The following is a 25,848-nucleotide window of genomic DNA, read 5'->3' on the forward strand; positions in this document are numbered from 1 at the left end:
AAAATGAGTCGGACTCACTTTTGTCAGTTACTTACCACTTTTAACTTTAGTCCATGCACGCGTACGCACACGGTCAAGTTTTGGATCCTGCACTTTCAATACGAACAGCTTCGCCATGGTGTCAGGCGTAGGGAAAATGCCCGGATTGTTGCGGACGCTTTCTTCAATCAGCGGCACTGAAGCCTTGTTGCCGTTAGCGTAGAACACCTTATTTGAGACGTCAGCGATGACCTTTGGCTCCATCATATAGTTGAGGAACTGATAGGCCGCATCGAGGTTTTTGGCATCTTTAGGGATGGCGAACATATCAAAGAAGGCCAGCGCGCCCTCTTTAGGAATGCTGTAGGCAATGTCCACGCCGTTCTTCGCTTCCACCGCACGGTTTTTCGCCTGCAGAATGTCGCCTGCCCAGCCGATAGCGACACAGGTATTGCCGTTCGCCAGATCGTTAATGTACTGAGAGGAGTGGAAATAACGAATGCTTGGACGCAGTTTCAGCAGCAGTTCGGTGGCCGCGCCAGAGTAATCCTTGGGATCGGAACTGTTGGGATCTTTGCCCAGATAGTTCAGGACGGTGGCAAAGATCTCTTCAGGTGCATCCAGGAAAGAGACGCCGCAGCTTTTCAGCTTCTCAAGGTTTTCTGGCTTCAGCACCAGATCCCAGCTGTCTACCGGGGCATCTTTGCCCAGCGCCGCTTTCACTTTTTCAACGTTATAGCCGATGCCGGTGGTCGCCCACAGATAAGGGATGGCGTATTTGTTGCCCGGATCGTGCTGGTCCAGCTTTTTCAGCAGGTCCGGATCCAGATTTTTGTAATTTGGCAGCTTGCTCTTATCAAGCGGCTGGAAGACGCCAGACTGTAACTGACGCGCCAGGAAGCTGGAGGAAGGCACTACCACGTCGTAGCCCGTGCTCCCGGCCATCAGTTTGCCTTCCAGCACCTCATTGGAGTCAAACACGTCGTAGACTACTTTGATACCGGTTTGTTTTTCGAAATTCGGTACGGTATCCGGGGAAATATAGTCTGACCAGTTATAGACGTGCAGCGTCTTATCAGCAGCACTTGCGCCAGCGGAAACCGCCATCAACACGCCAGCAACCACACCTGATAACCATTTCTTACGAAGGGCTCTCATGTTTTCCATCCTCCTGAACAGGGATAATTACAGCCTGAGGCACAAGCTACTTACAGCTGACCTTTTCAGGCTCTACAATGAATGATTATTCAGTGCGCTGTTAAATAGAAAAAACCTATACCTGTAGCGACGTTGCACGCGAAATGCAGCTTCGCAAGAATAGCCGCACTCCTCCCCCCAGGCCAGCCCCCGGCGTAAAAAACGCCTTTTATCGATTTTTAATGCACGTTTCCTCTCTGTGATAGGGCAAAGATGGCACAAACGGCGACAGATATCCGGCATTCAGGGCATAAACCAGCATAAATGCGCGTAGCAAAGCGGAGGGAGGTGCTGAAAATAGCAACAGTTAAACGTGAATGAATATTTTAACGGCGGGAAAAAAGAGGAATGGGCTAATCAGCGATTAACCCAGCAGCGCTTTAATGCAGCAATGAGTGGGTAGAGACGATTTCCGTGCGATCTTCTTCTTCGCCGGGGACCAGTAGCTGGTTAGCAAACGCTTCCAACACCACCATTGAAACCTGCTCTTCACTCTGCTTCATAAAATGCACAAACTGCCCGAAGGTTACCCCGGCAGAGACGCTCAGCGACTGACACACAATCAGCTTTGGCAGATTATCATCCTGGATATCCAGGAAAGCTTTCACCGTTAACGAGCTGGCATTGATTTGCGATAAATCGCCAACTAACGGGATAAGCGCAGTGGGTTTGACCTCAGCCAGGGCTGAGAACAAGAGAACGTTATCGACCAAATCCAGCTTGGCATCAAACACACCGTCGAAATTTTGCATATGCGGCAGATGAAGGGCCTGACAAGAGTCACACTCAAACCAGGTGATGCTTTGCTGATCCAGCCAACGTCGTATTACGTCAATATCTGGAACGACGAGTGAATCCATGTAGTTTATTTCTCTTACCGCCTTAAAATTGCGCCCTAGCTTACGGAAAATCCCTGCCAAATACCACGATGGCGAAAGAAATATGCCTTCAGCCGCCGGTTTTCAGACTGAAGCCGGGGCGAGCCTGTTGTTCAATCCAGGCGATCATCATCGCCGCAATATCGAGTCCGGTAGTCTTTTCAATCCCTTCCAGGCCTGGCGAAGCATTTACCTCCATCACCAGCGGGCCGCGTTTTGCCCGCAGGATATCCACACCGGCAATATCCAGACCCAGCGTGGCGGCAGCCGCAATCGCCATCTCCCGTTCGCGCTCCGTGATCTCCACACTGCGGGCTTTGCCTCCGCGATGCAGATTAGAGCGGAAATCGCCCTCTTTGGCCTCGCGCTCAATAGAAGCGACCACTTCCCCACCGATCACCAGACAGCGGATATCCTTTCCCTGCGCTTCCTTAATGAATTCCTGCACCAGGATATGCGCATTCAACCCGCGAAAGGCGTCTATCACGCTCTCCGCAGCCTGGCGCGTCTCCGCCAGCACCACGCCAATCCCCTGCGTCCCCTCCACCAGCTTGACCACCAGCGGGGCGCCGCCCACCATTTTAATCAGGTCACTGGTATCGTCCGGTGAATGGGCAAAACCGGTTACCGGCATATCAATCCCCTGCCGCGCCAGCAGTTGCAGCGAGCGTAACTTGTCACGGGCGCGGGTAATGGCTACCGACTCATTCAACGGATAACTGCCGCACACCTCAAACTGGCGCAGCACGGCCGTGCCGTAAAAGGTGATGGCGGAGCCTATGCGTGGGATCACCGCATCGAAATGCTCCAGCTGCTTACCACGGTAGTGAATAGCCGATGAACCGGGATTAATGGTCATATAACATGAGAGCGGATCGATCACTTCAACGCTGTGGCCGCGCGAGCGCGCGACCTCAAACAGACGCTTGCAGGAATAAAGTGAGCCATCACGGGAAAGAATCGCAATTTTCACCAGCTGCCTCCGCAGAGCTTAACGCGTTGCCCAACCCTGTTTATGCAGGTAATCCAGCATAAATGGACGACTCTCTTTGAGCAGCGTTTTCTGAATGTGCTCACTCCAGCTTTCCCGACGCGTGTTATTGCCTCGCGACAGGTAGTAGGCTTCATGTTCGGCATCATATTCAGCCAGCACCTGCCGATCGATCGGCTGATAGTGGTTTTCATGTACCAGCATGGCAGTTGGCATACGCGGTTTCAGCTCTGGCGACTGTTCTGGCCAGCCGAGGCAAAGGCCAAAGAGCGGCAGAACAAATTTAGGCAGGCCCAGCAGCTCGGTAACTTCTGCAATGCTGTTGCGGATACCGCCAATGTATACCCCGCCCAGTCCTAAGGACTCGGCGGCAGTCATCGCATTCTGTCCCATCAGTGCCGTATCCACGCAGCCCAGCAGCAGCTGCTCCGCCAGCCCCAACTGCGCTTCCGGATAGATTTGCTGGTGGCGATTGAAATCGGCGCAAAATACCCAAAATTCTGCGGCGGTACCGACATACTTTTGTCCACCTGTCAGACCAACCAGTTTTTCGCGCAGCGTCTTATCGGTAATGCGGATAATTGACGAGCACTGCAAAAAGCTGGAGCTGGAAGCGGACTGGGCAGCGGCCAGAATGGCTTCACGCTGTGCATCATCAATCTGCTTATCAGTAAAGGCCCGAATAGAGCGGTGCGAGCACAAAAGCTCAATGGTCGGCGTCATGCTTATCTCCTGGGGGGGTGTCACGCTTTGCGTTAAAAAGTTCCGGGGCCATCGCTTTTGCCGTACGCCACATCATGACGATTGCCGCAGGAAGCATGAACGCAATACCTGCAAAAATCATCACTGTTGCGGCGAACGGTCCGGAAAAAGGTGCTGGCAAGGGTAGCATTTGATGCAGCGTGAAGTAAGAGAGAACCAGCAATAATCCCCCAACGGCCTCCATGACCAGCACGGGTTTGGGTAATCGACTAAAAGCACGCATGGCGTATCTCCTTACACAGGGTTGTACTACCCTGCCTGCCGTTATTAAAGCCTACCTTGACGATCTCTGCATAGTCTGGACGAATCAGATCAACAGGTAATTCCTTCTTCCTTTCGCCGGGAGATGCGGGCATGATAATCGCCATTAACAGATAAGTTGTGATGTATATCACACTAATTTTGACTTTTGAGGAGAAACCTATGTTTGCAGTGATTTTTGGACGTCCTGGCTGTCCTTATTGTGTCCGTGCAAAAGAGCTGGCTGAGAAGCTGACCGCAGAGCGTGAAGATTTCAACTTCCGTTATATCGACATCCACGCTGAAGGCATCACTAAAGCGGATCTGGAAAAAACCGTCGGTAAGCCGGTTGAAACCGTGCCACAGATTTTCCTCGATCAGAACCACATTGGTGGCTGCACTGATTTTGAAGCTTACGCCAAAGAGAATCTGGGTCTGTTCCAGTAATCTTTCCTTAAATCACCCTCTTCCTCAGGAACCGGTGATTTACGCGTAAAAAAGGCCGATTAAAATCGGCCTTTTTTTCGTCTGCAGTTTTCAGGATTGCTCTTCATGACCCAGTAACGTCCGGGAAAGCATAACCACTAAGGCGCCGGAGCCGCACCAGAAAGCAGCGCTGGTGGTAAAAGCGAACTCCTGCAGCAGAGACCCGCGCGCAGCAAGGGAAAAATGCAGAGCTATCAGCACAACCGGCGTCGCTAAAAAAGCCCCTGCGAGGGCAACCGTTAACGGCGCTTCTTTTGAAGTGAGAGCCGCAATTGCGCCGGGCACGACAAATATAAGCAGGCCCAAACGGGGTTCAGAGTGAATAAGAGTCTCTACATTCATTTCAAACCGCACGGCTACAAACACGAGGCAGTAAAGGACAAAACAGACGATAACGCCTGTCCAGGTCATCCCTTTAAATACCATAGGATCTTCTCCCGGCTAGGTAATTTCGGATAAAACTTAAAGTCGCCGTGACAAATGTTGCGGCTATTACTGGCTGAAAAGAATGAAATGGTGTCCAGCGGCGCTGGCATTAGGCTGTAATTCGTGGAAATTCCTGAATATTGCCGCTGCTCTGCTGACAGCAAGGTCAATATAAAATAAAAAACGAAGTAGTTCAACATGTTACTGGTAAACAGGAGGTTACATCAGGCTAAAAAAAGTCGCATTTTTGTTAAATCCAAAAAACAATCTGTTTATCTCAGCGCGTTTCCCTGACGTAACCCCGCGTTTTCTAAGAAATCTCCTAACCTCCAGAATCCCGCCTGTGCAACGTAATTTTTACTCCTCTAAATGAAAAAAAAATATTTCTACTGTTATCAGAACTTTTGAATTTGGCCGGAGTCATAATTAGTGCCACTGCTTTTCTTTGAAATCCCTAAATTGTGGAGCCCGTTAATCTGATGATTAGCGGGTTTTTTTATTGCTGCTTTCTAAGAATTATCGCAACGCCCTTCTCTTAATGTTTCCTTAATCCCCTTTCCGCACCATAGCACCTCCTCTTCTTAATCACTGACTGTCATGAAATCACCATCCATTCTTAACAGAAGCACAACCGCCAGCGTAATTAGGAACGAAGCTATTTATCTTCTTCCTGCCCGCTTCTATCTTATCCAGCTGATCTTGCTGGGGGTAACAGGGCTGATTTTCACCTGGATTTCCCGCCATGAAGCTTGGGATCTCGCTCTGACACGGGTGTGGTTTGACCCCGTGACGCAGCAATTCCCCTGGAAAGATAATCGCTGGCTGGATCTGATCAATCACCGTTTGTTAAAGGACCTGGTGATCGCCGCTGCGGCAGTTGCTCTGGTAACCGGCCTTATCAAGCGCAATGGCCGTTTAGTGCTGCTCACCGTGCTGATTGGCGTAGGCCCGCTGGTGGTCGGCATTCTGAAAGCGAGCAGCGCGCACTCCTGCCCGTGGGATCTGATGGAATTTGGCGGCAAAGCTGTCTCATTTCCGCTCTTTTCCGCCATACCCGTCGACAGCGGGCCGGGCAGGTGCTTTCCGGGCGGTCATGCATCAAGCGGGTTTGGGATAATGGCGCTCTTTTTCTGGTACTGGCCCCGTCGCCCTCTGCTGGCCTGGGGCTGCTTTGCGCTTGGAGTGACGCTGGGCATGGTGATGGGCTATGGCCAGTTGATGCGCGGAGCGCATTTCCTTTCACACAATTTATGGGCTGGCTGGTGGGTTTGGCTGAGCCAATGTTTAACTTTCGGGTGCGTTTCGTACCTGGTGAATAAGACGAGGAAGATGTAAATATGGAAGAACTTAACCGGACGCTGTTTCTCTGGATCAATGCCACCCCCGCATCCCCTGACTGGCTGCTCTCTCTCGCTACGTTTGTCGCCCGGGATCTTATTGCTATTGTCCCGGTGCTGATCGTCGCGCTGTGGCTGTGGGGGCCTGAGCGTCAGGTCGGTTCACAACGTAAGCTGGTGCTGAAAACCGGTATCGCGCTGGCTTACGCTTTGACTATTTCATGGTGCGTGGGGAACCTGTTCCCTCACGCACGACCTTTTGTCATGGGCATAGGTCACCAGTTTCTGCCGCATGCGCCCGATGATTCCTACCCCAGCGATCACGGTACTGCTATCTTTACTGTCGCGATTGCCTTCCTTTGCTGGCACCGCGTCTGGTCTGGCGTGCTGCTGATAGTGATGGGCATCGCTATCGCCTGGTCACGCATCTATCTTGGCGTTCACTGGCCGATGGATATGCTGGGAGGATTGCTGGTGGGTGGACTCTCCTGCCTGTTTGCCCAGGTGGCATGGTCCTTTTTTGGCCGTCGCTTATTGCAGAATATCTCTTCACTTTACCGACTGGTATTTTCCTTCCCCATCCGGAAGGGCTGGGTACGTAATTAGCGCCCGGCGATCCCTTTGAGACGCGCCGGCGATAATTACGGTTAAATATCCGCCTGATTTATTGCGCAACACATGACAAAATTAAAGATATTCAGTTAATGTGTTGCGCAAATGCTATTATGGAAATAATCACCAAATCGCCTGAAATATTAACGCATTGATAAATAACACTTTAAATCCTCTTTCTTTCTCTCTCCGGGTCACATTGCACATTATTTAACCAACCCAAAACCCAGCTATTGCAGTGCAAAAAACCAATAAAATCCGTATCAGCCCGAGCATTCCTCTGCACTTAAATCCCGATATAGAATATATCGCCAAATATATTCGCTGTAATGTGATTCAGATCGCCTGAACGGCCTCTCTTTCTGCTTTTCTCCTTTTATTTAAATGGTAGAGTGTCCGCGTTTCAGACAGGGATCGGAATAGCGGGTTGTCGCCCCCTGCCTGTCGATAATTGCTTCACTGTTTTCAATCAGGAGATAATGATGGAGTCATCCAGGACGGCCACGCTGGCGGGTAGCGCTGTTGAACAGCCCACCAGCTGGCGCAAAAGTGACACAATGTGGATGTTAGGCCTGTACGGGACGGCCATCGGTGCCGGGGTGCTTTTCCTGCCGATCAATGCCGGCATCGGCGGGCTGATCCCGCTGATCATTATGACGCTGCTGGCGTTCCCGATGACCTTCTTTGCCCATCGTGGCCTGTGCAGGTTCGTGCTCTCCGGCCGCAAACCAGGGGAAGATATTACCGGCGTGGTGGAAGAGCACTTTGGCAACGGCGCCGGTAAACTGCTTACCCTGCTCTATTTCTTCGCCATCTATCCCATCCTGTTGGTTTACAGCGTAGCTATCACCAACACTGTTGAAAGCTTTATGACGCATCAGCTGCACATGCAGGCACCGCCACGATTTTTGCTGGCGCTGATCCTGATTGCCGGTTTGATGACCATTGTGCGTTTCGGCAAAGAGATGATTGTGAAAACCATGAGCGTGCTGGTCTATCCCTTTGTACTGGTTCTGATGGCGCTGGCGCTCTTTTTAATTCCGCACTGGAACAGTTCGATTTTCCATAACGTCACCCTGGCCGGCAGCGGCAACGGGCTGGGAATAACGCTGTGGCTGGCCATTCCGGTAATGGTTTTTTCGTTTAACCACTCTCCGATTATTTCTGCCTTTGCGGTGGCCAAAAAGCAAGAGTATGGCGACAGGGCTGAGCAGAAATGCTCGAAAATTCTGGCCTTCAGTCATGCAATGATGGTGGTGACGGTGATGTTTTTTGTCTTCAGCTGTGTGCTGAGCCTCTCGCCGGAGAACCTGGCTGAAGCAAAATCACAGAACATCTCCATCCTTTCCTATCTGGCGAACCATTTCAATACGCCGCTGATGGCCTGGCTCGCCCCCATTATCGCCATGGTCGCGATTACTAAATCTTTCCTGGGCCACTATCTTGGCGCACGGGAAGGTTTCAACGGACTGATAGTCAAATCGTTAGGGGAGAAAGGGAAAAATCTGCCGGAAGCGAAGCTGAACAGGATTACCGCCCTGTTTATGCTGGTCACGACCTGGATTGTAGCGACGCTGAACCCCAGCATATTAGGGATGATTGAAACGCTGGGCGGCCCGGTTATTGCGGTACTGCTGTTCCTGATGCCGATGTATGCGATCAATAAAGTGCCAGCAATGCGCCAGTACAGCGGCAAAATCAGCAACGTCTTTGTGGTGCTGACAGGGTTAACAGCTATCTCCGCTATCGCTTACGACCTGATTTAGTCCGGCAAAAAGGGGCGAAACCTTTCGCCCCTCCAGAAAAGATCTTTATTTACAGCGCTGTTAACCTACCCTTTACTCTCTGGCTACTCAGGCAAACCATTTGCCGAACCATCCGGTCATTTTCATCATGACAAAATCCCAGATCCGGCTTAAAAATCCGCCCTCTTTAACCTCCTCCATCACCACCAGCGGCCGCTGCTCAATCGTCTTGCCATTCAGCTGAAAGTCGATATTTCCCACCACCTGGTTTTTTCTGAGCGGAGCGGTCAGCTGCGGCTGATTAAGCGTAAAACTCGCTTTCAGATCCTTTATCTGCCCTTTTGGCAGGGTGATGGAAGCATCCTTCGCGACGCCAAGGTTGACCTCTTTCCTGTCGCCATACCAGACGCGCTGGGTTGAAAAAGGCTTGTCCGCTTTTATCGGCGTTACGGTTTCATAAAACCGGAAACCCCAGGTCAGCAGCTTTTCACTTTCGCGGAAGCGGATGGCGTCCGTAGCGGCACCTAATACTACCGAGATCAAACGCTGATCGCCCTGTACCGCCGAAGCCACCAGATTGTTGCCAGCGCCCTCGGTATGTCCGGTTTTAATGCCATCAACCTGCAGGTTGGTGCTCCACAACAGACGATTGCGGTTATGCTGACGGATACGGTTGAAGGTGAACTCCTTCTCTTTATGCAGCGCATATTCCTCAGGCACATCGCGAATCAATGCCTGACCAATCAGCGCCATATCTCTGGCCGTACTGTACTGCCCTTCTGAATCCAGCCCGTGTACGGTTCTGAACTGCGTGTTCTGCAGCCCCAGCGCCTTAACATAGCTGTTCATCAGGCTGACGAAAGAGTCCTGGCTACCCGCGACGTAATCCGCCAGTGCAATACTGGCGTCATTACCAGACTGGATAATAATTCCCTTATTGAGTTCCGAAACCGGGATGCGGTCGCCGGGCTTGAGGAACATCAGCGACGAGCCCTGTAGCTTAGGATTGCCGGTCGCCCAGGCATCTTTGCCTACGGTCACCATGTCATCATTGGAAATTTTTCCAGCCTTGATAGCCTGGCCAATGACATAGGTTGCCATCATTTTAGTCAGGCTGGCCGGGTCAAGCCGATCGTCAGCATGCGATTCCGTCAGCACTTTACCGCTGTTGTAATCCAGCAGTATCCAGGCTTTAGCCTCAATCTGCGGTGCTGCGGGCGCCTCTTCAGCGCGGGCAGCCAGCGTGAAGAGCAAAACGGGTGTGGAGAGAATCAGAGTTTTAACAGTGGCAGAGAGGAACATTTTCTTCATGGCGGGACCCAAATATCCATTTGAAAGGTAACAATTCTCGCTGCGGGCGGACGCAGACCCTGCCACGCTAACGTTTTCTGAGCGGAAAAAGAACAGCATTACTGTAAAGTTATTCAGAGTTTATTAGATAAATCTGGGAACTGTCCCGCCGCAGCTCTTTTTTCGCCCGCGGCGGTAAGTCAAACCGGGCGAAAATCCTAATTTTCGCAAAACAGTTAAGTCGGTCACAAAATTCCGCTAACCTGAATTGAGTCTGCCTCAGGAGTAATAACGATGGATTTAGCTCTTTTCGATCTGGATGAAACGCTAATCTGTGAAGACAGTACCGGTTTGTGGCTTCGCTGGCTGGTGTCGCAGGGCTTTGCTCCCGCCTCGCTGATAGAGCAGGAGCAGGCGCTGATGGCGCAATATTATCAGGGGTCGCTCTCAATCGAAGAGTATATGAATACCACGCTGTCGCCGCTGGAGGGGATGGGCACGTTGACTGTATCCGGCTGGGTAAGACGCTTTATTCAGCGAGATATTCTTCCCCGCGTTTATCCTTCTGCTCGCGAGCGGATGGCATGGCATCAGCAGCGCGGTGATACGGTGATGGTGGTCTCAGCCAGCGGAGAGCATCTGGTGGTGCCGATAGCTGAACAGCTTGGCGCCCACGGCGCGCTGGCCATAGGCGTGGAAATTGTCGATGACCGTTACAGCGGGCAAACCTATGGCACCATGAGCTACAAAGAAGGCAAAGTGACCCGGCTGAATGACTGGCTTGCCATCCAGCAGGAGCGCGCGTTTGCCAAAACCTGGGCTTACAGTGATTCCATTAACGATCTGCCGATGCTGGAGCATGCCGATCACGCCTTTGTGATCAATCCCAGTGAACCGCTGCATCAACTGGCCGAGCAGCGGGGTTGGGAAGTCTGCCGCTGGGTGAAGTAGCCTGCAAGGTAGAGACCCTTAGCGGGCAGCCCGTATCCTGCGGGCTGCCAATTTAAGCCAGTGAAGTCGCTTGCTGATTCAGGCTGCTGTCCGGCATTATTCCCGTCAGGGTTTTGCCGCCTTATTCTTCCAAACCCACCTGCAACAATTTGCCGTCAGATTCATCCGTCAGCACATAGAGATAGCCGTCCGGCCCCTGACGAACATCCCTGATGCGTTCCCCGCGATCCTTTAATAAACGCTCTTTCTCTGTGATCCGATCGCCCTTCAGGGTCAGATGAATAAGACTTTTATCCTTCAGCGCACCGATAAACAACGAACCTTTCCACTGCGGAAAACGCGAATGGTTATAAAAAGTCATGCCGCTGAGGGCGGGAGAGACTTTCCACCAGAAAGCGGGCTGGAGGGTACCCGGCGCGGTTCCCCCCTGGGAACCTGGCACTTTCTCACCGCTGTAATCGATGCCCCACGTTGCCAGCGGCCAGCCGTAGTTCTCGCCTTTACGCAGAATATTGACCTCATCACCGCCGCGCGGGCCATGCTCATTTTCCCATATCGCCTGGGTCCAGGGGTTCCAGGCAATGCCCTGTGGGTTACGCATGCCGTAGCTCCAGATCTCACCTCTGGCACCCTGTTTGCCCACAAAAGGGTTATCTGGCGGAATGGAGCCATCGGCGTTCAGACGCACGATTTTTCCGCTAAGTGCGCCCAGATCCTGCGCGGAAGCGGCCTGGAAGTTATCGCCAAAGGTCACGTAGAGATAGCCTGCGTGATCAAAAACGATTCGCGAGCCGAGATTCGCCCCGCTGGAAAGTGGCGGCTGCTGCCGGAGAATGACTTTAAAATCGTTAAGTCGGGTCATATCGTTGCTGAGCACGCCATAACCCACCACGGCCCCTGCGCGCCCTGAAGCGTCAGCTTCAGTCCAGCTCAGATAGAGATGGCGGTTCTGACTGAAATCTGGTGCCAGCGCCACGTCCAGCAGGCCGCCCTGCCGCTGCGCCCAGACTTCGGGCACGCCAGCAATCGGTTTTGATAACCCTTTTCCCTGCTGCCAGCGGCGCAGCTGGCCCGATCGTTCAGTGATTAATATTCCCTGATTTTCCGGCAGAAACGCCACGGCCCAGGGGTGATCCAGCCCGCTTTGCAGCTCTTTAACCTGTACTTTCGCCGCCAGTGCGGGCCAGACCATAAACGCTGAGACCGCCAGCAGACAAACGCTAAGCAAACGAGGCATACCAACTCTCCTGAAGGGGTGTCTGTTAAATTTAGCGAAGGGCGACCAACAGAGGACTGTTTTTACAAAACCTTAAGCGCCGCAGGAGACGGCGCTTTTCGAACCCGGCTTCAGGGCTGCTGCGGGAAAGCGGTGACGTCATTGATCATCTCGTCCGCCCCCTGTTTTAAGTCTTCAAGCGTAATGGGCGCGCTGTTATTGGGTACGGTTTTACCATAGGCTTTGCGCACCGCTTCAATAACCGGCTTACCGGTCTGGGCATCAATCAGCTGAAGCTCCAGATAAAGTAAGCTGTTTTGGGTACGGTGGCCGGAGGCAGCCATGGTGCTGGCAACCACTGCCGCCACCGGCACCACTTCATAAAATTTCAGATCCTGATTTTCTGCACTCACCGTGGTGATAGCCGTTTTCATAATCAGCGTGCCTGGCCCGGTTGTGGTGACCAGCGGCTTATGTTTTGCCGCTGCTGTTTTAAACTGAGTGTCGACATAGGTTCTGAGACCATCCAGCGTTGTCTGGCTGACACGGGCGGTGGGTTTGGCTACAGGATAATAAACTACCGGGGTGTAATAGATTCCACGGTAATCGGCTGAATGAAAATCTGGTGAAATCCAGCGCAGCGTGGGTTTACCACTGGGTGATTCCGTGGGTTTTAATCGGGAATAGTCTGGCAGAAAGCCGGAAAACTGTTGAGTTTCAGCCACCTTAGACGAACATCCGGCCAGAGCCGTGACAATTACTCCGGCAACCAGACAAAGGCTCAGCACACGCATGGGGGATTCCTTTTAGAGGGAGGAAATATCGGGAGGAGCTGATGGCAAGCTTAGTTTTTTCCTCCGGCATTACCAGCAGAGTAAAAGAGAAACGTGATCGGGAAAGTTATCCTCTGTTTTTGTTCCCGTCCATTCGCTGCCCTAATCCACGGCAATCCCCCTGAGCCGCACGCTTTTAATCATATTTCCAGTAAAGCGGAGAGCCGTAGACTTCAACAAAATAGTCAATGACCGCACGGACATTCAGGGGCGGACGACGTGAATTGGGATAGATAGCGGCAATCTGCTGCCCCTCCGTTTTATTCGCCGTCTCAAATTCAGGCAGAACTTTCACCAGCTCGCCCGTTTGCAAACGATCGCCTATCAGCCAGTCAGGAAAAAGCACAATCCCCATGCCACCCAGCGCAGCGGTGAGCAGCGTCTCCGCATTATTGGAGGTGAGTAAAGCCTTCACCTGATAGTGCGCCCAGGGGGCACTGTTTTGCCGGAACAGCCAGCGATTGGGACCGGCAAAACCTCTGTAGACCAGGCAGTCATGCCCGGTCAGCTCCTGCGGTGTAAGGGGGGTGCCGTGACGTTGCAGATAGGCGGGTGATGCCGCGGCATGATAGCGCTGCGTGCCGAATATCCGGGCATGGAAGGAGGAGTCCGTAAGCGTGCCGATGCGAAAGATCACATCGGTGGCCTCACGATGGGGATCGATATAGTCATCGGTTAAGATCAGCTCAATTTGCAGGCGGGGATAACGTCTGGCGAAACCTGCCAGCCAGGGCGCGATATGCCGCTGCCCGAAAAATACCGGCGCGTTAAGTCTGACCAGCCCTGCGGGTTCAAGCGCCCGGTCCTGAAGTTCCTTGCGCGCTTCGCTGAGCTGTTCGGTCATATTTCTGGCATAGTCAACGAACAGCCTGCCCGCTTCAGTAGGGATCACCGCGCGCGTGGTACGATAAAAAAGCTGTTGCCCCAGCGCCTCTTCCAGCTGATGCACCGTGCGCGACACCAGTGATGCAGAAACCCCTTCCCGCCTGGCCACCTGCGAAAAACTCTGCGCGTTAAAGACGCTGATAAAGAGCTGTAGAGAGCGAATATTTATCATGCCTTCATTCATTGATGCAATTCCTGCAAAGGTGTTTATCAGATTATGCTGTTTTTCATTATACCGCTCTGCACTATTCTCCCCAATCTTAATAATAAGAGAGCAGGTTTATGCAGCTTTTACTGATTTTACTTGTAGTGTGCGGCGGGATGGGATTATCCGTCGAGGCGGGCCTGTTGGGGCCTTTAGGCGGACAGGTGGGCGATTTATGGGCCACTTTCAGCATCTTTGGCGTGGGTGCGGTGCTGACCTTCTTCCTGATGCTCTTTTTCAGCCCGCGTAACAGCCCCTCTTTTTTTGCCCTGCCGGGTTGGCAGTTATTGGGCGGCGTTCTGGGTCCTGTCTATGTCGTTATCCTGACGCTTGCCACCCCTGCCATCGGCATCGCCATGACCATGATTGGCATTCTGGCCGGCCAGGTGTTTAAAAGCCTGATCATTGACCATTATGGCCTGTTTGGCACGCCCCATCGCAAAATCGACGGTAAGCGTATCATTGCTCTGATTTTTATTATTGCGGCTCTACTTCTGGTGGCTGAGGGAAACTGATGACTATTTTAATGATTATCCTGGCGGTACTGGGTGGCGTTACGCTCAGCGTTCAGGCGGCAATTAATGGCCAGCTGGGCAGCAAAGTGGGCGTATTCAAAAGTGCGTTTCTGACCTTCTCTGTAGGTGCGCTGGTCACCGCCTTACTGATTTTATATTTTGAACCCAGGCACGCTATCAGCCTGCTGGACGTGCCGAAATGGCAGCTGCTGGGCGCTTTTTGTGGCGTGCCTTATATCGTTATCATGGTGCTGGCGATTCAAAAAATTGGATCCGCAGTGGCAACCGTGGCCGTTATTTTTGGTCAGCTGGCCATGAGCATGCTTATCGACAGCTTTGGCTGGTTGGGCAATGACGCGATCCCCTTCTCTATGAGCCGCCTTGGAGCGATCCTCTGTCTGGGCATCGCGCTGGCCTTTATTTACTCCAGCAGTAAAAAGCCTGCAGCGGCTTCCCGTAAGGATTTGGCGCAGGCCTCAGCACGCGACTAACGCTTTGTTGCCTCGTTTCTGACAAGAATCACCCTACAGTTCATATTGCTGTATATATTTTGCCGCGAGATGGGTAAAATCCCGCGCAAAATTGCTGTGCAGAACAGGATATGAGCTATGTCGCAAAATACAATAATGGCGCCCCGGGTCGGTTTCGTCTCGCTGGGCTGCCCGAAAAATCTGGTGGACTCGGAGCGGATCCTCACCGAGTTACGAACAGAAGGGTATGAAGTGGTGCCGCGTTATGATGATGCGGAGATCGTTATCGTCAACACCTGCGGCTTTATTGACAGCGCGGTGCAGGAGTCGCTGGAAGCGATTGGCGAGGCGCTGAATGAAAATGGCAAGGTGATTGTTACCGGCTGCCTGGGTGCAAAAGAGGATCAGATCCGTGAAGTGCACCCAAAAGTGCTGGAAATCACCGGGCCTCACAGCTACGAGCAGGTGCTGTCGCACGTTCATCAGTATGTGCCTAAACCTAAGCACAACCCCTTTCTGAGCCTGGTGCCGGAACAGGGCGTAAAGCTGACGCCGCGCCATTACGCCTACCTGAAAATCTCTGAAGGCTGCAACCATCGCTGCACCTTCTGCATTATTCCTTCCATGCGCGGCGATCTCGACAGCCGTCCGATCGGCTCGGTGCTGGATGAAGCTAAACGCCTGGCTGAGGCTGGGGTGAAAGAGCTGCTGGTTATTTCGCAGGACACTTCAGCCTATGGCGTGGACGTTAAACACCGTACCGGTTTCTGGAACGGATCGCCGGTAAAAACCAGCATGGTCAGCCTTTGCGAGCAGTTAGCGAAGCTGGGCGTCTGGGTTCGCCTGCACTACGTCTACCCTTATCCTCATGTGGATGATGTCATTCCACTGATGGCGGAAGGTAAGCTGCTCCCTTATCTGGATATCCCTCTGCAGCACGCCAGCCCGCGGATCCTGAAACTGATGAAACGCCCGGGTGCCGTAGAGCGCACGCTGGAGCGCATCAAGCGCTGGCGTGAAATTTGCCCGGAGCTGACGCTGCGCTCCACCTTTATCGTAGGCTTCCCTGGCGAAACGGAAGAAGATTTCCAGATGTTGCTGGACTTCCTGAAAGAGGCGCGGCTGGATCGCGTTGGCTGCTTCAAATACAGCCCGGTTGAAGGCGCAACGGCAAACCAGCTGCCGGACCCGGTGCCGGAGTCGGTGAAAGAAGAGCGTTACGATCGCTTTATGCAGCTGCAGCAGGCCATTTCTGCTGAGCGCCTGCAGGAAAAAGTGGGGCGTGAGATCCTGGTGATCATCGATGAGGTGGATGAAGAAGGTGCCATTGGCCGCAGCATGGCGGATGCGCCGGAAATCGACGGTGCGGTATACCTGAACGGTGAAAAATCCCTGAAGCCAGGGGATGTGGTTCGTGTGAAGGTGGATAACGCCGACGAATACGACCTGTGGGCCTCTAAAATCTGATGCATTTACCGTCCCGCCGCCACTCTTCAGGCGGGACGGCTTCTTAAGATGTGCCAGCGTGAAGGCGTGTTCTGCTGGCTCCGCTGGCTTTCAGAAAGCCAGCCTGACCAGTTGTTCAGACTCCGCTTGCCACAGGCGCAACGGCCGCGTTCTGTGACTCCTGACAACGCCTTCAGCCTGGCCTGTTTTCAGCCATACTCAGCCTGATGCTTTTTCTTACGGGCTAAATAATCTTTATCCTCCCGCAAGGTATCCCAGCAGCGCTTGAAGATAGCCGCCGCCGCCGCTTTTTCCTCATTCAGTTCATAAGGCAGGATTTCACGATCCACGCCATATTTTTTGCCGCCTTTGTGATTGGCATAACGCCTGGCGCGGGTGTAGCCCATCTGGATGAACTTTCGCGCCATATCCATGCCGACAAAATCGTCCTGGTCGCGGTACGCTTCAAACAGCTCCATGATTTTTTTGGATGAGACTTCCGCAATCGCGGGCGTTTTAAAGCGCCAGTGCGGCAGGATTTCGCTTTTATAAGGCTCCACCATCAGCACACCCTGCTCGCCCCGCCCTACCTGATACCGCTCCGGATGCTGGCGAAAATCGATATTTTTGAAATCCTGCTCATAGTCGAACTCTTTCATCCACTCTCTCCCTAAATAACAGCAAGCCTGGCACAGAAAGTCGCTGGCTGCGCCCGTCAGGGAACGCTGCGTAAAATCAGGTTTTCAGTTTGGGATCCAGCGCATCGCGCAGCCCGTCCCCTAACAGATTAAAGGCGAGCACCGTCAGAAAAATAGCCAGGCTGGGGAAAATAGCCACGTGCGGCGCCATCACCATATCCGCCCGCGCTTCGTTCAGCATCGCTCCCCATTCCGGCGTGGGCGGCTGTGCGCCCAGCCCCAGAAAAGAGAGGCTGGCGGCGGTGATAATCGAGGTGCCGATACGCATGGTGAAATAGACCACGATGGAGGAGAGCGTGCCCGGCAGAATATGGCGCAGAATTATAGTAAAGTCCGATGCGCCAATGCTGCGCGCCGACTCAATAAAGGTCATATGCTTCAGTACCAGCGTATTGCCGCGCACCAGGCGGGCAAAGGCGGGAATACTGAAAATCGCTACCGCCACAATCACGTTCGACATGCCGGAACCCATGATCGCCACCACGGCAATGGCCAGCAGGATCCCCGGAAAGGCAAACAGCACATCGCTGATGCGCATGATGATCCGATCCCACCACCCTTCGTAGTAGCCCGCCAGCAGCCCCAGAATGGTGCCGATGGCTGCGCCTATCGCCACCGAAACAAAGCCGGAGATCAGCGACAGGCGGGTACCCAGCAGTACGCGGCTGAAAATATCCCGTCCGAGGGAGTCCACGCCAAACCAGTGCATTGCCGACGGGCCTTCCGTCAGTCGGTCATAGTCGAAATAATTTTCGGCATCAAAGGGCGCTATCCAGGGCGCGACTACCGCTACCACGATGAGCAGTAAAACAAACACACCGGCCGCCAGCGCGACCGGCTGACGGCGAAACCGCCGCCAGAACTCACGCCAGGGGGTACGGACGCGCTGTACCGTTGGCATCGCGGAGAGCGCCGCGCTACGTCGCCAGTTTTTCATCGCGTGTCCTTATTTATAACGAATCGCGGGGTTGATGGCGGCGTAAAGCATATCCACAACCAGGTTAATAAGAATAAATTCTAGTGAGAACAGCAGCACTTCCGCCTGCACCACCGGGTAATCACGCATTTCGACCGAATCCACCAACAGGCGGCCCAGCCCGGGCCAGTTAAAGACCACCTCCACCACGATCGACCCGCCAAGGAGAAAGCCGAACTGCAGGCCCATCATGGTAACCACCGGGATCATCGCGTTACGCAGGCCATGTTTCACCACCACCAGGGATTCACGCACCCCTTTGGCGCGCGCGGTGCGCATATAATCTTCCTGCATCACCTCCACAAAAGAGGCGCGGGTGAAGCGAGCCATCACCGCGGCTACCGCTGCGCCAAGGGTGATGGAGGGCAAAATATAGTGCCGCCAGCCATCAGCACCCACCGTTGGCAGCCAGCCCAGCTCCACCGAAAAAACCTGCATCAGCAGCATTCCCAGCGCAAACGCCGGGAAAGAGATGCCGGAAACCGCCAGCGTCATGCCCATTCTGTCGGGCCAGCGGTTGCGCCAGACGGCAGAAACGATGCCAATGGTCATGCCAAAAATCACCGACCACACCATGCTGCTCAACGTCAGCCACAGCGTGGGGAAAAACCGTGCGGCAATCTCGGTCGAAACTGGCCGTCTGGAGACCATCGACTGACCAAAATCACCCTGAACCGCATTAATAATGAAATGCCAGAATTGCTGAATAAGCGGCTGATCGAGCCCCAGCTGCTGTCGGACCATCGCCACCACGGTCGCATCAGCTTCCGGTCCGGCAATCAGCCGCGCCGGGTCGCCAGGCAGCAGATGAACAAACAGGAACACCAGCACCGCCACAATGAGCAGCGTGGGGATCAGCCCCAGTAAACGTCTGATAAAATAGTTGAGCATGCGTTGTCCTGCCGCTCAGACAGCCACGCCTCCCACAGAGGAGGCGTGGCTGTCTGTTACGGGATTACTTCAAATCGGCGTCGTCAAAGCTGAACGAGGTGTCCGGCATCACGTAAAAACCGGTGAGGTTTTTGGTATTAGCAGAAACCAGTTTTTCCACCACCAGCGGCACCCATGGGCGATCGTTCCAGATACGGTCCTGCGCATCTTTATAGAGCGCGGCCTTTTTCTCGCCATCCGTGGTTTTCAGCGCGTCGCTCAGATCGTTATCCACCTGTGGGTTGCTGTAAAACGCGGTGTTAAAGATAGTGGGCGGCCAGGATTGCGTGGCGAACAGCGGCGTTAACGCCCAGTTTGCCTCGCCAGTGGAAGCGGACCAGCCGGTGTAGAACATCCGCACCTTGCTCTCTTTCTGCCCCTTATCTTCCACTTCAGCCGCACGCTGACCAGCGTCCATCGCCGTTACGGTGGCTTTAATCCCTACCTGCGCCAGCTGCTGCTGAGTAAACTGCAACACCTTCTGCGCGGTACTGTGATTATGAGAAGACCAAAGCGTAGTGGTAAAGCCATTCGGGTAGCCCGCTTCCTTCAGGAGTTCACGCGCCTTAGCGGGATTATATTCCGGCGCGGGATAGGCCTGAGAATACTGGATGGCTGGCGGGACAATTCCCGTTGCTGGCGTGGCATAGCCCGCAAAGGCTACCTTCACCAGCGCCTGGCGGTTAATGGCGTAATTAATCGCCTCGCGCACCTTCGGGTTATCAAACGGCTTCTGCGTGACGTTAAAGCTGATATAGCGCTGCATAATCGATGGCGACGTCACCAGATCCAGCTTGGTATTCTTCTCCAGCAGTTTGGCTTGCTCATAGGGAACAGGGAAAGCGAAGTTAGCTTCACCGGTTTGCAGCATGGCCGCGCGGGTATTGTTATCCACCACCGGACGCCAGGTAATGGTATCCAGCTTCGGATAGCCTTTCTTCCAGTAACCGGCGAATTTTTTCACCTTCACAAAATCGGTCTGGTTCCAGGTATCCAGCTCAAAAGGCCCGGTGCCCACGGGATGGAAGCCAATCTCTTTGCCATATTTTTTCAACGCCGTTGGCGAGATCATCGCCGCTGCCGGGCTGGCAAGGGTATTAATAAAGGCTGAGAACGGCTGCTTCAGGGTAATTTTAACCGTTGTCGGGTCAAGCACCTCAGTGGTGGCTACTGATTTGAACAGGTTGTAACGCTTGAGATGGTTGTCAGGATTGCTGGCACGATCCAGGTTTACCTTCACCGCTTCGGCGTTAAAATCGCTGCCATCCTGGAACTTGATGCCGCTGCGCAGCTTGATGGTGTAGGTCAGCCCATCTTTGCTGGCATCAAAGCTCTCTGCCAGCACGTTCTGCAGCTTCATCTCCTTATCAAAGCCAAACAGTCCCTGATAAAAGGATTTGGCCACCGCCTGTGACAACGTATCGTTGGCGTCATAAGGGTCGAGGGTGGTGAAATTGGAGCCGACGGCGATCACCGCATCTTTTGCCGCCCAGGCAGGAACGGCGGCCGCGCTGCTCAGTAAACCAGCGGCGATCAGTAACTTACGTTTGCTATGAATCATCATTTTGCGTTCATCTCCTGAAGTCCTTGTTGTTATGCAGCAATATCAGGCGCCGCCAATCAGATGGCGGGCAACATAGTGTCCGGCACTCACCTCGACCAGCGGTGCCACTATCGGTTCGTCCCCCAGCGCACGGATGGGGCTGGGTATCTCATCCACCAGCAGCGCCCGCTCACGACGACGATGGCCCGGATCGGCCACCGGCACAGCAGACATCAGCTTGCGCGTGTAGGGATGCTGTGGGTTTTCAAACACCGACTGGCGGGGGCCGATCTCCACAATCTGCCCGAGGTACATCACCGCTACGCGATGGCTGACGCGCTCCACCACTGCCATATCGTGTGAAATAAACAGAAAAGCGATACCGAACTCGCGCTGAAGATCGAGCATCAGGTTGACGATTTGCGCCTGAATAGAGACATCCAGCGCCGAAACGGACTCATCGGCAATCACCACTTTTGGATTGAGGGCCAGCGCGCGTGCAATGCAGATCCTCTGACGCTGGCCGCCGGAAAACTCATGCGGATAACGCCGTGCATGCTCCGGCAGCAGACCCACCCGCTCCAGCAGCCAGGCAACGCGATCTTCTGCCGCCTGCCCTTTTGCCAGTCCGTGGACCAGCAGCGGCTCCATAATTGAAAAGCCTACGGTCAGGCGGGGATCGAGCGAGGCGTAAGGATCCTGGAAAATAAACTGGATATCCCGCCGCAGGTGGGAGAGTGCCGGCCCCGTCAGGTTATCGATGCGTTTACCGTTAAAAGTAATAGTGCCGCCCTGGCTCTCCACCAGCCGCAGCAGCGAGCGGCCGGTGGTTGATTTGCCGCAGCCCGATTCGCCCACCAGCGCCAGCGTCTCTCCCGGCCGCAGGTCAAAGCTCACATTTTCTACCGCATGTACACGGCGGGTAACGCGGTTGAAGAACCCGCTGCGAATATCGAATCGGGTAACCAGATCTCTGACCTGCAATACCGGTTCAGCTTCGGGCGATACAGTATCCTGAGGCACAACAATGTCGTCGTGGCGCTCTGACGCAAGCAAGGGAAATTTAGCCGGGAAGGGTTGGCCGGTCATGGCGCCAAGTTTTGGCACGGCGGCGAGAAGGGCCTGCGTATAGGGCTGCTGCGGTGAGCGGAAAATAGCTTCAACCGGCCCGGTTTCCACCACGTCGCCGCGGTACATCACCTGGACGCGATCGGCCATCTCAGCGACCACGCCCATATCATGGGTGATAAATATCACCCCCATCTGCATCTCTTTTTGCAGCACGCGGATCAGCTGCAATATCTGCGCCTGGATGGTTACGTCCAGCGCTGTAGTAGGTTCATCGGCAATCAGCAGCGCAGGCCGGCAGGAGAGCGCCATAGCAATCATCACTCGCTGGCGCATGCCGCCGGAGAGCTGATGAGGAAAGCGGGAGAGAACGTTTTTCGCTTCAGGGATACGCACCAGGTCGAGCATGCGCTCAGCCTCTTTTAACGCCTCCCGGTGGCTTTTCCCCTGGTGCAGCCGGATAGATTCCGCAATCTGCTCACCCACCGGGAACACGGGATTCAGCGAGGTCATCGGCTCCTGGAAGATCATCGCCATGTCGGCACCGCGGATAGTACGCAGCTGAGACTGCGTGGCGCCAGCCAGATTAATTACCCGATCGTCACGCCTGCGCAGCCACATCTCACCGCGCTCTATCTGGCCGCCGCCCTGCTCCACCAGGCGCATCAGCGCCAGCGAAGTAACGGACTTCCCTGAACCGGACTCGCCCACAATCGCCAGCGTTTCGCCCCGCTGGACATCAAGCGACAGGTTTTTCACTGCATGAACAACGCCCTCTTCCTGCCGGAAGCTCACGCTGAGGTTTCTGACTGATAATACCTGCCCGGCAGGCAGTTCAGGGGTTACCGCCATGCTGCCTCCTTATTCTTCGCGATAAATGCCCACGTTCGGCGCATCGCCAACATAGCCATAGCCGCGATACATTCCTTCACTGTTGAAAGGCAGCGCCACATTCCCCTCACGGTCCACGGCGATCACGCCGCCGCTACCGCCCAGCACCAGAATCTTCTCCATCACCACCCGGTCGCTCGCCTCTTTCAGCGACAGACCGGCATACTCCATCAGCGCGGCGATATCATAGGCGGCCAGCGTCCGCATAAACACTTCACCGGTTCCGGTAGAGGAGACCGCCACGTTGGCGTTATTGGCATAGCAGCCCGCGCCGATAAGGGGAGAGTCACCCACGCGTCCCGCCTGCTTATTGGTCATGCCCCCTGTTGAGGTCGCGGCGGCAAGATTACCAGAGAGATCCAGCGCCACGGCGCCTACCGTACCGAACTTGCGATCCGGATCCAGAGGATCGTTCGGGGTCTGCGCCGCGCCGTCATGATCGAGCACCGCGTGGTCTGAGTGAAGCGCACGCTGAAGTTGTTCCCAGCGTTCTGGCGTAGAGAAGAAATCGGGTGGCACCTGCTCAAGTCCCTGAAGTGCAGCAAACTGCTCTGCACCTTCGCCGATAAACAACACGTGGGGGCTGGCTTCCAGCACCGCTCGCGCCGCCAGCACGGGATTACGGATGGTTTTTACCCCCGCGACCGCCCCCGCTTCCAGAGAGCGACCATCCATTACGCAGGCATCCAGCTCATGCGAGCCCTGATGGGTAAACACCGCGCCCTTTCCGGCATTGAACAGGGGGCACTCTTCCAGCAGCCGTACGGCCTCTGTCACCGCATCCAGGGCGCTACCACCGCTGGCCAGTAGTGCCTGCCCGGCTGACACAATGCCTGACAGGGCCTGAATATAGTGCTGCTCTTTCTCTGCGCTCATGCTGGCGCGGGCGATGGCGCCCGCGCCACCGTGAATGGCGATGACTGCTCTGACCATAATTGCTTTATCCTGGTTGCCAAATCGGCATGAAAAACACTGGGTTAGAATCAATTCGTTAAATATCAGGCTATTTTTGACTATAGGCAGGCTGTAAAGTGATGTAAAGCAGAATGTTCGCTGGCTGATAATACCCATTGGTTCTATCTCATGCCGTTGGCGGTGGCCAGCGTGACCCGCTGCGCAAATCGCGCCATAATAGAGCCATCTTACTGGATGCCTGCCTGACTTTTCAGGCACGCTGGAGACGCTAATGGAAGCTTTTACTGCGGGACTGATCTCGCTGGATGACGCGCTGGCAACGATGCTGGCGCCCCTTACACCGGTAACAGAGACCGAAACGCTGACGCTGCCCGCAGCGCCGGGCCGCATTACTGCCTGTGCCATAACTTCACCCATTAATGTGCCGCCTTTTGCCAATTCAGCAATGGATGGCTATGCGCTGCGTCTGGCAGAGGCGGGTGCCGCGCTGAAGGTTGCCGGAAAAGCTTTTGCCGGTGCGCCTTTTAAAGGTGAATGGCCAGCCGGAAGCTGTATCCGCATCATGACTGGCGCGCCCATTCCGCCAGGGAGTGAAGCGGTGGTAATGCAGGAGCAGACGGAGCAGGAGGGCGAGGCTATCCGTATTACTGCCAGGGTGGCAGCAGGCCAGAATATCCGGCTGGCGGGTGAGGACATTGTGCAGGGTGCGACCGTGCTGGAAGCGGGGATCAGGCTCGGGGCGGCTGAACTTCCGCTGCTTGCTTCTTTGGGGGTCGCTGAAGTCAAGGTTCTGCGCAAGCTCCGGGTCGCCATTTTCTCTACCGGCGATGAGCTGCAGCCCGTAGGCCAGCCACTGGCGGAGGGTCAGATCTATGACACCAACCGCTTTGCGGTTCACCTGATGCTGGATAAGCTGGGATGTGAAGTGATCGATTTAGGCATTATCCGCGACGACGAGCAGGCGCTGCGGGAAGCTTTCAGGCAGGCGGACAGCCAGGCGGACGTGGTGATCAGCAGCGGCGGCGTCTCGGTCGGCGAGGCGGACTACACCAAAAAGATGCTGGAAGAGCTGGGCGAAATCAGCTTCTGGAAGCTGGCTATTAAACCCGGTAAGCCTTTCGCTTTTGGCCGGCTGAAAGAGAGCTGGTTCTGCGGCCTGCCGGGCAATCCGGTTTCTGCCGCCCTCACCTTTTATCAACTCGTTCAGCCGCTGCTGGCAAAACTGGCCGGAGAGCAAGGCCCGGCATTGCCGCCTCGCCAGCGCGTGAAAGCCGCCAGCAAGCTGAAGAAGTCGCCGGGACGGCTCGATTTCCAGCGTGGCCGCCTGCAGCGTAATGCGCAGGGCGAGCTGGAGGTGCAGACCACCGGCTCACAAGGTTCACATGTTTTCAGCTCCTTCAGCCTGGCAAACTGTTTCATCGTGCTGGAACGAGATCGTGGCGACGTAGAAGCGGGTGAATGGGTAGAGGTCGAACCTTTCAACTTCCTGCTGGAGGGGTAACATGCTGCCGGAACTCAGCGATGAAGAGAGCCTGCGCTACAATCGTCAGATTGTGCTGCGGGGCTTTGATTTTGACGGTCAGGAGAAGCTGAAAGCGTCGAAAGTGCTGGTTGTAGGGCTGGGCGGGCTGGGCTGCGCAGCCAGCCCCTATTTAGCTTCCGCTGGCGTGGGTCACCTCACGCTGCTCGATTTCGACGTCGTTTCGCTCTCTAATTTACAGCGGCAGATTTTGCATCACGACGATCGGATTGGCGTGGCAAAAGTCGAATCAGCCCGCCAGCAGCTCAGCGCCATCAATCCGCATGTCACCCTTGAAACGATTGATCAACAGCAGGATGACGCGCAGCTCGCTGCTCTGATTGCTCGCCATGATGTGGTGCTGGACTGTACGGATAACGTCGCCACTCGTGAACAGATCAATAAGCTTTGCTATGCCAGTAAAACACCGCTGGTCTCCGGCGCGGCTATTCGTATGGAAGGTCAAATCAGCGTCTTTAGCTGGCAGCAGGAGGCGCCCTGCTATCGCTGCATCAGCAGGCTGTTTGGTGATGCCACGCTTAGCTGTGTGGAAGCGGGCGTGATGGCGCCGCTGGTTGGCGTGGTGGGGTCGCTGCAGGCGATGGAAGCTATCCGCCTGCTTACGCACTATGGCAGTTGCGTGGCGGGAAAACTGCTGATGTATGATGCAATGACCCTGCAATTTCGCGAGATGAAGGTGGCGAAAGATCCCGCCTGCGAAGTGTGCAGCCGCTGAGTTTTGCTGCTCCCCGTGACGCCCGTTAGCCGCGGTTTATTGCCACCGCCTGCGCATTTCTCCTCTTTTTTAGGAATAAAAACAACGCCCTTAACTGGCTGGCACTAT

The 25,848-nt window shown here is 54.5% G+C and carries 26 protein-coding genes; 10 read left to right on the forward strand and 16 right to left on the reverse strand.

Annotated features, from left to right (window positions below; translation table 11 throughout):
• Nucleotides 1-27: 27 nt before the first annotated feature.
• The 5 genes from potF to Q3V30_RS14265 all read right to left on the reverse strand — a co-directional run bounded on the left by potF (nt 28) and on the right by Q3V30_RS14265 (nt 4,030).
• A complete protein-coding gene (gene potF, locus Q3V30_RS14245; protein WP_306206655.1) occupies nt 28-1,137 on the reverse strand; it encodes a spermidine/putrescine ABC transporter substrate-binding protein PotF in 1,110 nt (369 codons plus the stop codon).
• A 419-nt stretch (nt 1,138-1,556) separates the two neighbouring features.
• The gene (locus Q3V30_RS14250) at nt 1,557-2,036 is read right to left on the reverse strand and encodes a YbjN domain-containing protein (protein WP_306206657.1); all 480 of its coding nucleotides are present in this window, start codon (nt 2,034-2,036) and stop codon (nt 1,557-1,559) included.
• Nucleotides 2,037-2,124: 88 nt separating this feature from the next.
• The gene (gene rimK / locus Q3V30_RS14255) at nt 2,125-3,027 is read right to left on the reverse strand and encodes a 30S ribosomal protein S6--L-glutamate ligase (RefSeq protein WP_306206659.1); all 903 of its coding nucleotides are present in this window, start codon (nt 3,025-3,027) and stop codon (nt 2,125-2,127) included.
• Between the two features lie 18 nt (nt 3,028-3,045).
• Nucleotides 3,046-3,768, reverse strand: coding sequence for an oxygen-insensitive NADPH nitroreductase (gene nfsA / locus Q3V30_RS14260; RefSeq protein ID WP_306206661.1), 723 nt, complete (start codon nt 3,766-3,768; stop codon nt 3,046-3,048).
• Nucleotides 3,752-4,030: a YbjC family protein gene (locus tag Q3V30_RS14265; protein WP_306206663.1), complete on the reverse strand. Its 279-nt coding sequence runs from the start codon at nt 4,028-4,030 to the stop codon at nt 3,752-3,754. The genes nfsA and Q3V30_RS14265 overlap by 17 nt, the downstream gene beginning before the upstream one ends.
• 200 nt (nt 4,031-4,230) lie before the next feature.
• Here Q3V30_RS14265 and Q3V30_RS14270 point away from each other — a divergent pair, with 200 nt between their 5' ends.
• The gene (locus Q3V30_RS14270) at nt 4,231-4,494 is read left to right on the forward strand and encodes a GrxA family glutaredoxin (RefSeq protein WP_306206665.1); all 264 of its coding nucleotides are present in this window, start codon (nt 4,231-4,233) and stop codon (nt 4,492-4,494) included.
• 90 nt (nt 4,495-4,584) lie between these two features.
• Here the strand turns inward: Q3V30_RS14270 and ybjM are convergent, their stop codons facing one another.
• A complete protein-coding gene (gene ybjM, locus Q3V30_RS14275; RefSeq protein ID WP_306206667.1) occupies nt 4,585-4,959 on the reverse strand; it encodes an inner membrane protein YbjM in 375 nt (124 codons plus the stop codon).
• A 597-nt stretch (nt 4,960-5,556) separates the two neighbouring features.
• Here ybjM and Q3V30_RS14280 point away from each other — a divergent pair.
• The 3 genes from Q3V30_RS14280 (at nt 5,557) to Q3V30_RS14290 (ending at nt 8,674) form a co-directional block, all read left to right on the forward strand.
• Nucleotides 5,557-6,294 carry a phosphatase PAP2 family protein gene (locus tag Q3V30_RS14280; RefSeq protein ID WP_306206669.1) on the forward strand — a complete coding sequence of 246 codons (738 nt, stop codon included), beginning with the start codon at nt 5,557-5,559 and terminating at the stop codon, nt 6,292-6,294.
• Between the two features lie 2 nt (nt 6,295-6,296).
• Complete coding sequence (ybjG, locus tag Q3V30_RS14285) at nt 6,297-6,902, forward strand: undecaprenyl-diphosphate phosphatase (RefSeq protein WP_306206671.1); 606 nt, start codon at nt 6,297-6,299, stop codon at nt 6,900-6,902.
• Nucleotides 6,903-7,390: 488 nt separating this feature from the next.
• A complete protein-coding gene (locus Q3V30_RS14290) occupies nt 7,391-8,674 on the forward strand; it encodes an HAAAP family serine/threonine permease (protein WP_306213213.1) in 1,284 nt (427 codons plus the stop codon).
• 87 nt (nt 8,675-8,761) lie between these two features.
• Here the strand turns inward: Q3V30_RS14290 and Q3V30_RS14295 are convergent, their stop codons facing one another.
• Entirely contained in the window at nt 8,762-9,964 is a 1,203-nt protein-coding gene (locus Q3V30_RS14295; protein ID WP_306206674.1) for a serine hydrolase, read from the reverse strand.
• Between the two features lie 273 nt (nt 9,965-10,237).
• Here Q3V30_RS14295 and Q3V30_RS14300 point away from each other — a divergent pair, with 273 nt between their 5' ends.
• Nucleotides 10,238-10,894, forward strand: a complete 657-nt coding sequence (locus tag Q3V30_RS14300) for an HAD family hydrolase (protein WP_306206676.1) — start codon at nt 10,238-10,240, stop codon at nt 10,892-10,894.
• A gap of 121 nt (nt 10,895-11,015) precedes the next feature.
• Here Q3V30_RS14300 and Q3V30_RS14305 read toward each other — a convergent pair whose 3' ends face one another.
• The 3 genes from Q3V30_RS14305 to Q3V30_RS14315 form a co-directional block, all read right to left on the reverse strand.
• On the reverse strand, nt 11,016-12,131 hold the full coding sequence (locus Q3V30_RS14305) for a PQQ-dependent sugar dehydrogenase (protein WP_306206678.1): 1,116 nt from the start codon (nt 12,129-12,131) through the stop codon (nt 11,016-11,018).
• Between the two features lie 110 nt (nt 12,132-12,241).
• Nucleotides 12,242-12,904 (reverse strand): DUF3313 domain-containing protein, encoded by a 663-nt coding sequence (locus Q3V30_RS14310; RefSeq protein WP_306206680.1) that lies wholly within the window; start codon nt 12,902-12,904, stop codon nt 12,242-12,244.
• 175 nt (nt 12,905-13,079) lie between these two features.
• Nucleotides 13,080-14,012: a LysR family transcriptional regulator gene (locus Q3V30_RS14315; RefSeq protein WP_306206682.1), complete on the reverse strand. Its 933-nt coding sequence runs from the start codon at nt 14,010-14,012 to the stop codon at nt 13,080-13,082.
• 98 nt (nt 14,013-14,110) lie between these two features.
• Between Q3V30_RS14315 and Q3V30_RS14320 the strand changes: the two genes are divergently transcribed.
• The 3 genes from Q3V30_RS14320 (at nt 14,111) to rimO (ending at nt 16,485) form a co-directional block, all read left to right on the forward strand.
• Nucleotides 14,111-14,548: a DMT family transporter gene (locus Q3V30_RS14320; RefSeq protein ID WP_306206684.1), complete on the forward strand. Its 438-nt coding sequence runs from the start codon at nt 14,111-14,113 to the stop codon at nt 14,546-14,548.
• Entirely contained in the window at nt 14,548-15,039 is a 492-nt protein-coding gene (locus tag Q3V30_RS14325; protein WP_306206686.1) for a DMT family transporter, read from the forward strand. The genes Q3V30_RS14320 and Q3V30_RS14325 overlap by 1 nt, the downstream gene beginning before the upstream one ends.
• 117 nt (nt 15,040-15,156) lie before the next feature.
• Nucleotides 15,157-16,485, forward strand: coding sequence for a 30S ribosomal protein S12 methylthiotransferase RimO (rimO, locus tag Q3V30_RS14330; protein WP_306206688.1), 1,329 nt, complete (start codon nt 15,157-15,159; stop codon nt 16,483-16,485).
• Between the two features lie 188 nt (nt 16,486-16,673).
• Here rimO and Q3V30_RS14335 read toward each other — a convergent pair whose 3' ends face one another.
• From Q3V30_RS14335 to Q3V30_RS14360, 6 genes are all read right to left on the reverse strand, one after another.
• Entirely contained in the window at nt 16,674-17,123 is a 450-nt protein-coding gene (locus Q3V30_RS14335) for a DUF4385 domain-containing protein (RefSeq protein ID WP_306206690.1), read from the reverse strand.
• Between the two features lie 76 nt (nt 17,124-17,199).
• Entirely contained in the window at nt 17,200-18,099 is a 900-nt protein-coding gene (gene gsiD / locus Q3V30_RS14340) for a glutathione ABC transporter permease GsiD (RefSeq protein WP_306206692.1), read from the reverse strand.
• Nucleotides 18,100-18,108: 9 nt separating this feature from the next.
• Entirely contained in the window at nt 18,109-19,029 is a 921-nt protein-coding gene (gene gsiC, locus Q3V30_RS14345; protein WP_306206694.1) for a glutathione ABC transporter permease GsiC, read from the reverse strand.
• A gap of 64 nt (nt 19,030-19,093) precedes the next feature.
• A complete protein-coding gene (gene gsiB, locus Q3V30_RS14350) occupies nt 19,094-20,629 on the reverse strand; it encodes a glutathione ABC transporter substrate-binding protein GsiB (protein WP_306213214.1) in 1,536 nt (511 codons plus the stop codon).
• Between the two features lie 45 nt (nt 20,630-20,674).
• Entirely contained in the window at nt 20,675-22,531 is a 1,857-nt protein-coding gene (gene gsiA, locus Q3V30_RS14355) for a glutathione ABC transporter ATP-binding protein GsiA (RefSeq protein ID WP_306206696.1), read from the reverse strand.
• Nucleotides 22,532-22,540: 9 nt separating this feature from the next.
• The gene (locus Q3V30_RS14360; protein WP_306206698.1) at nt 22,541-23,503 is read right to left on the reverse strand and encodes an isoaspartyl peptidase/L-asparaginase; all 963 of its coding nucleotides are present in this window, start codon (nt 23,501-23,503) and stop codon (nt 22,541-22,543) included.
• Nucleotides 23,504-23,756: 253 nt separating this feature from the next.
• On the opposite strand from Q3V30_RS14360, the gene moeA reads away from it, so the two are divergent.
• Complete coding sequence (gene moeA, locus Q3V30_RS14365) at nt 23,757-24,986, forward strand: molybdopterin molybdotransferase MoeA (protein WP_306206700.1); 1,230 nt, start codon at nt 23,757-23,759, stop codon at nt 24,984-24,986.
• 1 nt (nt 24,987) lies between these two features.
• On the forward strand, nt 24,988-25,740 hold the full coding sequence (gene moeB, locus Q3V30_RS14370) for a molybdopterin-synthase adenylyltransferase MoeB (RefSeq protein WP_306206702.1): 753 nt from the start codon (nt 24,988-24,990) through the stop codon (nt 25,738-25,740).
• The last annotated feature ends 108 nt before the right edge of the window (nt 25,741-25,848 follow it).

Source organism: Erwinia pyri (assembly GCF_030758455.1).
GTDB lineage: Bacteria > Pseudomonadota > Gammaproteobacteria > Enterobacterales > Enterobacteriaceae > Erwinia > Erwinia pyri.